Raw genomic sequence first — 12,422 nt, 5'->3', positions numbered from 1 at the left:
CGTCACGCGCCGGCGAACTCGATCGCCGCCAGGTTCTTCTTGCCGCGCCGCAGCACCAGCCAGCGGCCGTGCAGCAGCTCCTCCGACGACACCTCGGCGTCCTCGGCGGTGACCTTCACGTTGTTCACGTACGCCCCGCCCTCCTTCACCGTGCGGCGCGCGCCCGACTTGCTCGGGGCGAGACCGACCTCGGTGAACAGGTCCACGACCTGGCCGAGCTCGGTCACGCGCGCGTGCGGCAGCTCGGACAGGGCGGCGGCCAGCGTCGCCTCGTCCAGCTCGGCCAGGTCGCCCTGACCGAACAGCGCCTTGGAGGCGTTGATGACGGCCGCGCACTGCTCCGCGCCGTGCACCAGAGCGGTGAGCTCCTCGGCGAGCGCCCGCTGGGCGGCACGCGCCTGCGGCCGCTCGGCGGTCTGCTGCTCCAGCTCCTCCAGCTCCTCGCGGGACTTGAAGGAGAGGATCCGCATGTACGTCGAGATGTCCCGGTCGTCCACGTTCAGCCAGAACTGGTAGAACGCGTACGGCGTGGTCATCTCCGGGTCGAGCCAGACGGCCCCGCCCTCGGTCTTGCCGAACTTGGTGCCGTCCGCCTTGACCATCAGCGGGGTCGCGAGGGCGTGCGCCTCGACACCCGGCTCCAGGCGGTGGATCAGGTCGAGGCCGGCCACCAGGTTGCCCCACTGGTCCGAGCCGCCCTGCTGGAGCGTGCAGCCGTAGCGGCGGTACAGCTCGAGGAAGTCCATGGCCTGGAGCAGCTGGTAGCTGAACTCGGTGTAGCTGATGCCCTGCTCGGACTCCAGACGCCGGGCGACGGAGTCCTTGGTCAGCATCTTGTTGACCCGGAAGTGCTTGCCGATGTCCCGCAGGAACTCGATCGCCGACATGCCGGCGGTCCAGTCCAGGTTGTTCACCATGACCGCGGCGTTCTCTCCCTCGAAGGAGAGGAACGGCTCGATCTGCGTCCGCAGCCGGTTCACCCAGTTCGCGACCGTCTCGGGGTCGTTCAGGGTGCGCTCGGCGGTCGGCCGCGGGTCACCGATCTGGCCGGTGGCCCCGCCGACCAGCGCCAGCGGCCGGTGACCGGCCTGCTGGAGCCGGCGGACGGTGAGGACCTGGACCAGGTGGCCGACGTGGAGACTGGCCGCGGTCGGGTCGAAACCGCAATAGAAGGTGACCGGACCGTCCGCGAGAGCCTTGCGCAGTGCGTCCTCATCGGTGGACTGGGCGAAGAGCCCACGCCACTTCAGCTCGTCGACGATGTCCGTCACGGTCGTCCGTCTCCTTGATTGATTGCGGTGATGCCGTGGCCCAGTCTAGGTGGGTCAGACCCCCTTGCTGACCGAGCTCATGTTGAAGTCGGGCACCCGCAGGGCGGGCATCGCGGCCCGGGTGAACCAGTCGTTCCACTCGCGCGGCAGCGTCTTCTCCGTCCGGCCCGCCTCCGAGGCCCGCGACAGCAGGTCCACCGGCGACTCGTTGAACCGGAAGTTGTTCACCTCGCCGACCACCTCGCCGTTCTCGACGAGGTAGACGCCGTCCCGGGTCAGACCGGTGAGCAGCAGCGTCGCCGGGTCGACCTCGCGGATGTACCAGAGGCAGGTGAGGAGCAGCCCGCGCTCCGTCGCGGCGACCATCTCCTCCAGGGAGCGCTCGCCACCGCCGTCCAGGACCAGGTTCCCCGCTCCGGGGGCCATGGGCAAGCGAGTGAGTTCCGCCGTGTGCCGGGTGGTGACCAGCCGCTCCAGCTTCCCGTCCCGCACCCAGTCCGTCGGCGCGATCGGCAGACCGTTGTCGAAGACGGACGAGTCGTCGCCCGAGGAGTGCGCGATCACGAACGGCGCGGACTCCAGGCCCGGCTCGTTCGGGTCGCTGCGCAGGGTCAGCGGCAGCGGGGAGAGGGTCTCGCCCAGTCGGGTGCCGCCGCCGGGCTTGGAGAAGACCGTACGGCCCTCCACCGCGTCCCGGGCCGTGGAGGACCACAGCTGGTAGATCAGCAGATCGGCCACGGCCGTCGGCGGCAGCAGCGTCTCGTACCGCCCGGCGGGCAGCTCGATCCGGCGCTCAGCCCAGCCGAGGCGGGTCGCGAGCTCGGCGTCGAGCGCGGCCGGGTCGACGTCCTTGAAGTCCCGGGTCGAGCGCCCGGCCCAGGCGGACCGCGAACGGTCCGGGGACTTGGCGTTCAGCTCCAGGGTCCCGTTGGGCTGGTCGTGCCGGAGCCGTAGCCCCGTCGACGTGCCCAGATAGGTGGAGGTCAGCTCGTGGTTGGCGAAGCCGTAGAGCTCCCGGCCGCCGGCCCGGGCGCGGGCGAAGGCCTCGCCGAGCGCCGGGGCGAAGTCCGCGAAGACGGCGGAGGAGGTCTCCGCCGGGGCGTCCGTGAAGTCGGGGGACGAGGGCACGCCCGTCACCAGCGGCTGGGCGTCCTCGGCGGGCCCGGCGGCCCGGGCGGCGGCCTCGGCGGCCCGCACCAGCGGCTCCAGGTCGTCGGCGGTCACGGCGGACCGGGAGACGACACCGGAGGCGGTGCCCTGCGCGCCGTCGACGGTCGCGATCACGGTGAGCGTACGGCCGCGGGTGACGCCGTTGGTGGTGAGCGTGTTGCCCGCCCAGCGCAGGTTGGCCGAGGACTCCTCGTCGGCGATGACGACACACCCGTCGGCGCGGGACAGCTCAAGGGCCCGCTCGACGATCTCGTACGGCTTGCTGACGCGGCTCATCGCCCGGCCTCCTGCGTCGTGTTGAGACTGTGCATGCCCGGGGGACGACCCCCGGACCCCCGGCAAATCTGGTGGCGGGCGCTCATCGTCCGGCCTCCTGCGTCGTGTTGAGGATGTTGACGCCCCGGAAGAGGGCGGAGGGGCAGCCGTGGGAGACCGCGGCGACCTGGCCCGGCTGGGCCTTGCCGCAGTTGAACGCGCCACCGAGGACGTACGTCTGCGGGCCGCCGACCTGCTCCATCGAGCCCCAGAAGTCGGTGGTCGTCGCCTGGTAGGCCACGTCCCGCAGCTGGCCGGCGAGCCGGCCGTTCTCGATGCGGAAGAAGCGCTGCCCGGTGAACTGGAAGTTGTAGCGCTGCATGTCGATCGACCAGGACCGGTCGCCGACCACGTAGATACCGCGCTCCACCCCGCCGATGAGGTCCTCGGTCGACAGACCGCCCGGGTCCGGCTGGAGCGAGACGTTCGCCATCCGCTGCACCGGCACGTGCGCCGGGGAGTCGGCGAAGGCGCAGCCGTTCGACCGGCCGAGGCCCGTGAGCTTCGCGATCCGCCGGTCCAGCTGGTAGCCGACCAGCGTGCCGTCCTTCACCAGGTCCCAGCTCTGCGCCTCGACGCCCTCGTCGTCGAACCCGACGGTCGCGAGCCCGTGCTCGGCCGTCCGGTCACCCGTCACGTTCATGATCGAGGAGCCGTACGCCAGCTTGCCCAGCTGGTCGAAGGTGGCGAAGGAGGTGCCCGCGTAGGCCGCCTCGTAACCGAGGGCCCGGTCCAGCTCGGTGGCGTGCCCGATCGACTCGTGGATCGTCAGCCACAGGTTCGACGGGTCCACGACCAGGTCGTACCGTCCCGCCTCGACGCTCGGCGCCCGCATCTTCTCCGCGAGGAGACCCGGGATCTCGTCGAGCTCCTTGTCCCAGTCCCAGCCGGTGCCGGTCAGGTACTCCCAGCCCCGCCCGGCCGGCGGCGCGATCGTCCGCATCGAGTCGAACTCGCCCGTCGTCTCGTCGACGGCGACGGCGGTGAGCTGCGGGTGCAGCCGGACACGCTGCTGCGTGGTCACGGTGCCCGCGGTGTCCGCGTAGAACTTGTTCTCGTGGACGGTCAGCAGCGAGGCGTCCACATGCGCCACGCCCTCCGCCCGCAGCAGCCGCGCGCTCCAGTCGGCGAGCAGCGCGCTCTTCTCCTCGCCGGGGACGGAGAGGGGGTCGATCCCGTACGAGGAGATCCAGGTGCGCTCCTCGTGCACCGGCTCCTCGGCCAGCTCCACCCGCTCGTCGGAACCGGCCGCCGCGATGACCTTCGCCGACAGCTTGGCCATGGCCACCGCCTGCGAGGCGACCCGCGCGGCCCCGTCCATGGTCAGGTCGACCCCGGACGCGAAGCCCCAGGCCCCGCCGTGCACGACCCGCACCGCGTAGCCGAGATCCGTGGTGTCCGAGGAACCGGACGGTTTGGCATCGCGCAGCCGCCACGAGGCGCTGCGCACCCGCTCCAGGCGGAAGTCGGCGTGCTCGGCACCGAGCGCGCGCGCTCGGGCGAGCGCCGCGTCGGCGAGCGCCCGCAGGGGCAGCGCGACGAACGAAGGGTCGATCTGATGGACCACGAGCGGCCTCGCTCTCGGTGATCGGACGGCGGCGGTTGATCTGTTCCGGAAGTCAATCACGGGACGGGCCGCCGAGTCGGCGCATTGCGGTGCGCCCACGGCGGAACACGCTCCAACAGACCGGAGCGCGAAGCGTATTGAGGGAGCGGAATCAGGCATGGGCATGGTTCCGGTGATGATGGGATGAGATGATCCACGCCATGCACGGGTGGGTGAACGGAGTCAGGTCCTGGCTGTCGTCCTTGGACGAGGACGCACTCAAATCCCTGCTGACCTGGCATCAGTGCTTACGGGGCGACAGACACGCGCACACACTGGACCGCCCCTCACGCCCGGTACCCCCCTCACGGCGGGAACTCCACGCGGCGCGGGTACGTCTCGCCAAGGCGCAGCAGGGACAGCTGACCAGCATCACCGCCTGCGGACTCGTCTGGGCGGTGAAGGCGCTCCACACGGAGTACGGGTTCTCGCAGCGCGCCCTCACGGACCCCACCCTCGACGAACTCCTCGCCATGCTCACGGTGCTCGACCCGCCCCTCGCACGCTGTGCCCTCTACGGGATGCTCCTGCCCGGCACGAGCCGGCTGCCGGTGGGACCGCTGGCCCGGGAGCACGAGGCCGCGTTACAGGCGGCGGCGGACAGCGGCCCGCCGCCCGACGCACACGAGATAGGCCCGCGCTTCGAGGCCCTGGAGGCCGCGCCGGGCGAGGACCCGGGTGGCGACGCCCCCGCGGAAGCCCGGCCCGACTCCCCGACGACGAACCCCGAGTGTGAGGACGCCGCTCCTGTGCCAGCTCCCGCTCCTGTACCCGCCCCCGTTCCCGTGCCCGGACCCGAATCCGCTCCCGCCTCCGTGCCGGCGCCGGCGGGCGTGCCCGGATCCGCCGTCGGCCTTCCCGCCGCGCTCGCCCGCCTGAAGGCCGACGGCGAGCGGCTGGCCGGCGTCCTGCGCGCCGCCGCGGACGCGGTCGAGGCCGGGCGGCTCCCCGCGGACGCCCCCGGCGAGGGGATCACCGCCTGGACGGAGGACCGCGAGCGACTGGCCGCGGCACTCGCCGCCGAGGGGCTCAGCTGGGAGCCGGACCTCGGATACGCCGAAGCCGGGGCCGAGTTGGCCCGTCTGCGGGAGGCGCGGGCGGAACAGATCGACGCCCTGCGCCGCAAGGCGGGCCGCTACGCCGAACTCCTGGAGTGGGCCGACGACGAGGAGGAGGCCGCCGACCTCCGCCGCCATCTGGACCGCACCGAGTCACAACTGCGCGAACTCGGCACCCCGACGGGGCAGGAGCCCGCCGCCGAGCCCTCCGGGGCGGGCCCGGAGGACGGCACCGGGGAAACGGCCCCCGAGAGCTCGGCCGAGCCGGGTGCCCGGGGTGGTGGCCCGGGGGAGGAGGCCCCGGCCGGACGGACCGAGCACGGCACCGGAGACGCGACCGCGATGACGGGCCGGGTCCGGGTGGGAGCCTCCGCGATCGAGGCCGTCCGCCGGGCGGTGGAACCGCCGCCGCCGGCCCCGCTGCCCGCCCCGGCACCCGTACCCGCCCAGACCGCCTCCCCGCCGGAGCGGACGGCACGGCCGACCACACCCACCGCGCACCCCACCGCGGCCCCCGAGCCCCTGCCCGAGCCCGGCCCGGCGCCCGAGCCCCTTCCGCTCCCCGTCCCCGCGCCCACCGCCGAGCGGACCGCTGCCCTCGTACCGGCCGCGCAGACCCACGCCCCCACCCCCGTACCGGCCGAGCCCCCCGTCCCCGCGCAGCCCCCGGTCCCCGTCCCCGCGCAGCCCCCGGTGCCCGCCACCGCCCCCGTACCCCTCCCCGTCGAGGACGAGCCCTGGCCCTCCGGGGTCGACGCGCCCGACTGGGACCCCTGCGCGCCCTGGGACACCGGCAGCGAGCCGCCCGTCGCCAGGCTGCTGCGGTACGGGCGGGTCGCCGAGGCCTACTGGATGACCGTCGCCTCCCGCGAGAGCGACGTCCGGGCCCGCACCCTCGCGTTCGCCGCCGCCGCGTTCGGCTGTGTCTCGGACAGCGAGGCCACCCCCGTACAGATGGCGCACGAGCTCGACCCCGCGCTCGCCGGACAGGACCGGGAGGCCCATCTCGTGGCCCTCGCGGCCGCCCTGCGCACCGGGCTCACCGCGCGCTGGCCGCACGGCCTCGTCAGCGGCTTCGTCATGCCGTCCGGGCTCACCGGCCCCTGGCAGCAGCTGCTCACCGTGCTCGTCGCCGCCGTCCGGGACGGCCGGGCCTTCGAACCCGGCATGCTCCAGGGCAGCGCCGAGGGCCTGGAGGCCGCCACCCGCGAGGAGATCGGGCTGACCGCCCGCCAGCTGCTCGACGACCTTCCGCGCCGCAAGATGAAGTACCAGCGGGCGTCCCAGGTCCTCCAGTACCTCGTCGGCCCCTCGGGCCCGGTGCGCCAGGCGCTGATCGAGGTCATCGAGTGGTCCGCCCAGAGCCCGGCGCAGTACACCGACACGCCCGGCTTCCGGGCCCTGGGCGAGCAGTTGTGGCGGGCGGAGGACATCGACCGGCTCATCGAGGACACCGACGCCCTGTTCCGTACGTCGAAGCAGGCCAAGGAGCCGATCACCGCCGGCGCGCTCCGGCAGCTGCACACCGCCTGCCGGTCCGTCGGCGAGCTCCTCATGCGGGCCGAGGCCGCCCACACCGCGGCCCGGCCGCACCTGGGAGTGAGCGACCGGGGCATCCCCGAACTGGCCTCGGTCCTCCAGGACGTGGCCGAGGAGCCCGCCCCCGCCGGCACGGGAGGCGCGGCGCTCGCGCTGCTGCGGGCCTGGCTGACCGGCGAGCATCTGCGGACCGCGGACACGGCGGCCGACCAGCTGCGCGCGAACGGCGGCTCCGTGCCGCCCGCCGACTCCCTGCTGCGGCTGCCCGACCTGCCCCGGGACGCCCTGGGCGACCCGGACTTCGCCGACCCCAGGGCGGCCCGCCGGATCGCCGCCCTGCTGACCCCCGCGGACGCCGAGTACGCCCTCGTCCGCTACCTGGAGGACGGCGACCTGCACCTCGCGAGGGCGCTGATCGCCGCCGTGGAGAGCGAGCCGGAGGAGTACGGGTGCACCGACCCCGAGTGGGGCGAGTCGGCGGCCCGGCGGCTCACGCAGGGGCACGAGGACTGGCGGCGCACCGTCGCCGGACACCACCGCGCGGCGGCCGGACTGCTCGCCCAGATGCGGACCCTCAACCAGCTCGCGGCCGATCAGGAACGGGAGTTCGTGGGCCGGCTCCAGGAGTTCGCCGACGGAGAGGAGTCGGGCCGCTACCGCTTCGCCGTGGAACAGCTGCGCACCCTCCAGGACGAGCTGGTCACCCTCGTCGAGGACTACACCCGGCAGCTCCGCGAGAGCCTCGCCCAGCTCCGCTCCCGCCCCGACCAGCCGCTCTCCACCGGGGACCACGACCGGATCTCCCGCCTCATCGACGAGGGGGACACGGTCACGGCCCAGGAGTTCCTCGCCCTGGCGACGAGCCACACGCCGCTGCCCGAACAGGGCGCACGGTACGACGACGGTTCGGAACTCGCGGCCTTCCTCACCGGCGTCACCGCGCCCGGAGCGCCGAAGGCCGGCGGCGAGGGCGTCGACGCCGACTGGTGGGCGAAGCACTACGGGGACCCGGCGTCCTCGCTCACCCCGGCGGCGGTCAACGGCCTGGAGGCCTGGGCGGCGCTCTGCACCCCGCGGGGCCGGCGCGGCGAACTGCCGCAGCACCTCTCCCGCCTGCTGCGGCTGCTCGGCCTCGACGTCTCCCCGGGTCAGGTCACCGCCGAGCGGGTGGCCCTCGGCCAGGGCATGCGCCGCTTCAAGGTGCGTGCGCAGGTCGCCGAACGGGCCGGGTACGTCGCCGCGCTCGGCTCCCGGACCTCCTCGTACACCGTGCTCCTCATCTGGGAGGAGCAGCCGGCCGACGGCCCGCTCGCCCATCTGGAGGACGCCGACGTCGGCGCCAACATCGTGCTCTATCTGCATCCGCTCGGCCTGGAGGGCCGGCGCGGGCTCGCCGAGTCCGCCCGCTCCTTCGCCCAGCAGTCGCTGGTCGTCGACTCCGCGGTGATGGGCTGGATGGCGGCCCGCGCCTCCGGCTCCTTCCGCTCGCTCCAGCGCGTGACCCTGCCCTGGGCGGCGTACAACCCGTACACGCCGTTCGTGGCGGGCCTCGTCCCGCCCGAGGTGTTCTACGGCCGCGACGAGGAGATGCGGGAGGTGATGGGCCGCGAGGGCGGCATGTTCCTCTACGGCGGCCGGCAGCTCGGCAAGTCCGCGCTGCTGCGCCGGGTCGCCGAGATCTTCCCGAGCCGCACCGACACGCACGTCGCCGTCTATCTCGACCTGCTGAAGGCCGAGATAGGTCATGCCGAGGCACCCGACCGGATCTGGAGCCGGCTCGTCGAGGACCTCAAGCGCAAGGGCGTCTTCAACAACAAGATGTCGGAACAGGCCGGTCCCGACGTCGTCGTGCGCAACATCCGCACCTGGCTCGACCAGGACGACACCCGCCGGATCCTGGTCCTCGCGGACGAGGCGGACGCGTTCCTCAACACCGACTCGCGCCGCGCCTACCGCGTGGGGAGCGAGTCGACGTTCCCCAACGTCATGCACTTCCAGCGGCTCATGGAGCACACCGAACGGCGCTTCAAGATCGTCTTCGCGGGTCTCCACCAGGTCCAGCGCTTCGGCCACCTCTCCAACGTCTCCACCGTGCACGGCGGCCCCGACGTCCTCGTCGGCCCGCTCGGCACCCAGGCCGCCGTCCGGCTCGTCACCGAGCCGATGGCCGCGCTCGGCTACTTCTTCGAGCGCCCCGAGCTGGTCTGGCGGATCCTCGCCATCACCAACTACCAGGCCAACCTCGTGCAGATCTTCTGCCGCGAACTCGTCCGCGTCCTGCACGACAGGCCGTACACCTTCTCCGGGGGCCCGGTCCGGATCAGCGAGGAGGACGTCCAGAAGGTCGCCGCCTCGGAGACCGTGCGCCAGCAGATCGCCGAGCGGCTGCGCTTCACCATCAACCTGGAGGACCGCTACCGGGTCCTCGCCCTCGTCATCGCCCTGCTCAGCCTCGCCGACAACTACCGCGGCGACTACTCGGCGGGCGAACTCCTCCAGGAGGCCAGGGAGGCCTGGCCGGAGGGGTTCGAGATGCTCAGCGCCAAACAGGCGCAGATCTTCCTCACCGAGATGGTCGGCCTCGGTCTGCTCATCCAGCTCGGCGACCGCTCCCGCTTCGCCGTCCGCAGCCCCAACGTCGTCAATATGCTCGGCACCCGCGAGGAGCTCGAACTCGAACTGCGCGAGACCGAGTTCGGCCTGCCGTACGACTACAACCCGCATGCCGCCCGGCGCATCCTCGGCCGCGACGCCCGGCATGTGCAGACCTACAGCCCGCTCACCGAGGAGCAGCTCCACGAGACCGCCCAGTCCGGCGTCAGCCTCATCGGCACCACGGCGCTCCACCGGCCCGAGCTGGTCCGCCGGGCGGTCACCGCGTTCGCCGAGAACCGGGGCGTCGACGTCGTCCCGTACGCCCACGGGGACGACCTCACCGCCCTGCTCGCGAGCCGGGGCCGCAAGGCGCACGTGATCATCGCCGACCTGCGCGGTGCCACCCCGGCCGAGCTGCGCGACGCGGTCCGCTCCATGCTGATCCACGCCGGCCCCGCCGCCGACCGGCTCGTCCGGCAGACCGAACCGCGCAGCGGCGGCAACGAGAACCGCTCCGTCGTGGTCGTCGCCGACGCGGCCGGCCTCGCCGAACTCGCCGCCGACGACGGGCAGGACGAGCTGGCCGTCCGCTGGCTGCGCCCGGAGCGGTGGACCGCGGACGCCCTGCGCGCCTGGTCGGAATGCCCCTTCGTCTCCCGCGAGGACCGCGACCGGCTGGTCGCCGCGACCGGCGGCTGGCCCCGCTGGATGGAGGCCGCTGTGACGGACGTGTCCGTGCACGGCGCGACCCTGGACAACGCCGTCGAACGGATACGCGCCCTCATCGCCGGCTCCCGCAACATCGCGGAACACCTGCGCCTCTCCGGGCTCGACGCACGGGACCTGGACCTCCTCACGGCCTGGACCGGATACGTGGAGGAGGGCCAGGGCGTGCCGCGCGACGACGTGGGGGCCGCGGTCGAGCTCTCCGACGCGGACACCGACGCCTGGCTGCAGCACCTGGGCCGGCTCGGCGTCCTCGACGAGACGCCCGAGGGCTTCGCGGTGGAACCGGTGACGTACCGCGCGGTGCGGTCCCGGGCGGCCGCCGGGGAGAAGTGAGGTGACGGGGGCGGAGACGCGGACGGGGGCGTACGTCGTCCGTCCGGGAGAGCTGCCGGGGGTACGCGCGCAGCTGCGCGGGACGGCCGCCGATCTGGCGGCCGGACTCAACTGCCTCTGGCTGGTCACGGACGCGATGGTGGAGTCGGGGTTCGCGGACGAGCTGTACCGAGGGGTGCTGTCGGCCACTCCGGTGCATGTCGACGTACCGCCTCCGCCCCCGCCTCCTGCCCCGCCACGCGCGCGCGTGGCGGAGCCCGAGCCGGCTGTGGCGGAGCCCGAGCCGGCCGTGGGGGAGTCCGACCCGTGGGCGGAACCCGACGGGAGGGCGGACACCGACGGGCGGGCGGACACGCAGGGCAGGGCGGACACGCGGGGCCGGGCGGACACCGACGGCTGGGCCGACACCGACGAACTGCCCTTCCTCGACCTGTCCGACGACGGCTTCGACCTCGACCTCGGCTGGTCCCTGGACGGCGCCCCGCCCCGCGTTCCGGCACCCCGCAAGGAGCCCACCGGCTCCCGGCACGACCCGCACGGCCTCCTCGCCCGCCTCGGCAAGGAACTCTCGGTCGACGCCGACGAGGCCGTGGCGACCCTGGTCGCCCCGGGCCGGGACCGCCGCCCCGTCGTCGGCATCCGCGCCTGGGCGGAATCGGAACACGACAGAGGTACGAGTACGAGTACGAGCACGGGCGCGGGCACCGGCACGGGCCCGGGCACGGGAGCCGGCACGAGTACGAGCACGGGCGCGCGTACCGGCGCCCCCGACGGCCCGCCCGGCACCGCGGTCGAGCGTCTCTTCCGCTCGCTCGCCGCCGCCGTCAAGAGCGCCGGACTCCCGCCGGCCGAGCGCCCCCGGCTCCTGGTCGTCGCCCGCCTCCGCGACCTGCCGGAATCACTCCCCGACGAGCTCCGGCACGGCCTCGGCGACACGGCCGTGCACTGGTGGTGGGGAGCGCTCGACAGGCTCGACACCGCCACCGCGATCGCCCCGATCCTCGACCACACGCCCGACGCCTCCCGCCGCGACCGCCACCGCCACCGTGACCCGCTCGCGGAGCGGATCCGCCGCGCGGTGCGCTCCGAGACCGTCGTGGAGGTCTGCGGCCCCGACCTGGAGCTCGCACGGCTGCTCGCCCTGGAATGGGACGGCACGCGGCACACCCTGGGCAGCACGCTCGGACACTGCCTCGCCCGGACGCCGGGCCCCGTCCCGGCCGACTGCCCGCCCCTGCGGCGGATCGGCGCCCTGCTGCGGCCGGGCGCGGAACTGCGCCAGGCCTGGGCCAGGGGCGCCGTCGTCTCCTGGGAGGGCCGGCTCCGCGCCCACGTGGCCTCCTGGCACCCGGCGGCCCCGGCCGCGACCACCGGTGAGGCGGAGGACCGCCTCACCGCACTGGTCTCCCAGGCACAGCACCGGATCCTGACGCCGTGGATCGAGGAGGCCCGCCAGCGTCTCGCCGTACGGGCACTCGGTCACCTCAACCGCCCGGTGGCCACCCTCGTCGCCGGCTACGCCGCCCGTCCCCCCGCGTACCTGGGCCGTGATCCGGAGCGGGCGTTCCTGGAGCTTCAGGTGGGCGAGCTGCTGAGCGCCCACATCGGCGGAGCCCTCGCCCTGCCGCCGCGCGACGCGGCGCTGCTGCGGCTCCTCGTCGACGCGCGGAACGTGCTCGCGCACCGGTCCGTGCTGTACGACCGGACACTCGACGAGCTCTGCGCCGAGCTCTCCCAGGCGGATCTGCGCGCCCCGTAGCACCACGGAGGGCCACGTCAGAGAGGGTGCGGGACGACGGCCGGGCC

The 12,422-nt window shown here is 73.7% G+C and carries 5 protein-coding genes; 2 read left to right on the top strand and 3 right to left on the bottom strand.

Features of this window, described 5'->3' with window-relative positions; translation table 11 throughout:
* Positions 1-2: 2 nt before the first annotated feature.
* The 3 genes from tyrS to ACH4MY_RS15420 form a co-directional block, all read right to left on the bottom strand.
* A complete protein-coding gene (tyrS, locus tag ACH4MY_RS15430) occupies positions 3-1,271 on the bottom strand; it encodes a tyrosine--tRNA ligase (protein WP_398002823.1) in 1,269 nt (422 codons plus the stop codon).
* 54 nt (positions 1,272-1,325) lie between these two features.
* Positions 1,326-2,717, bottom strand: a complete 1,392-nt coding sequence (locus ACH4MY_RS15425) for a metallopeptidase TldD-related protein (protein ID WP_398002820.1) — start codon at positions 2,715-2,717, stop codon at positions 1,326-1,328.
* An 82-nt stretch (positions 2,718-2,799) separates the two neighbouring features.
* Entirely contained in the window at positions 2,800-4,323 is a 1,524-nt protein-coding gene (locus ACH4MY_RS15420) for a TldD/PmbA family protein (protein WP_398002817.1), read from the bottom strand.
* A 200-nt stretch (positions 4,324-4,523) separates the two neighbouring features.
* Here ACH4MY_RS15420 and ACH4MY_RS15415 point away from each other — a divergent pair, with 200 nt between their 5' ends.
* Positions 4,524-10,616, top strand: coding sequence for a hypothetical protein (locus tag ACH4MY_RS15415; protein ID WP_398002814.1), 6,093 nt, complete (start codon positions 4,524-4,526; stop codon positions 10,614-10,616).
* A gap of 1 nt (position 10,617) precedes the next feature.
* The gene (locus ACH4MY_RS15410) at positions 10,618-12,375 is read left to right on the top strand and encodes a hypothetical protein (protein WP_398002812.1); all 1,758 of its coding nucleotides are present in this window, start codon (positions 10,618-10,620) and stop codon (positions 12,373-12,375) included.
* The last annotated feature ends 47 nt before the right edge of the window (positions 12,376-12,422 follow it).

Source organism: Streptomyces sp. NPDC017246 (assembly GCF_044331325.1).
Lineage (GTDB): Bacteria > Actinomycetota > Actinomycetes > Streptomycetales > Streptomycetaceae > Streptomyces.
The sequence above is the reverse complement of the archived record's forward strand: the minus strand, read 5'-3'. Positions and strand labels throughout refer to the sequence as shown.

What these genes read in the sequence shown, in the direction of transcription:
- ACH4MY_RS15425 (WP_398002820.1), bottom strand. Translation starts at nt 2,717, where the DNA reads ATGAGCCGCGTCAGCAAGCCGTACGAGATCGTCGAGCGGGCCCTTGAG.
- ACH4MY_RS15415 (WP_398002814.1), top strand. Translation starts at nt 4,524, where the DNA reads ATGCACGGGTGGGTGAACGGAGTCAGGTCCTGGCTGTCGTCCTTGGAC.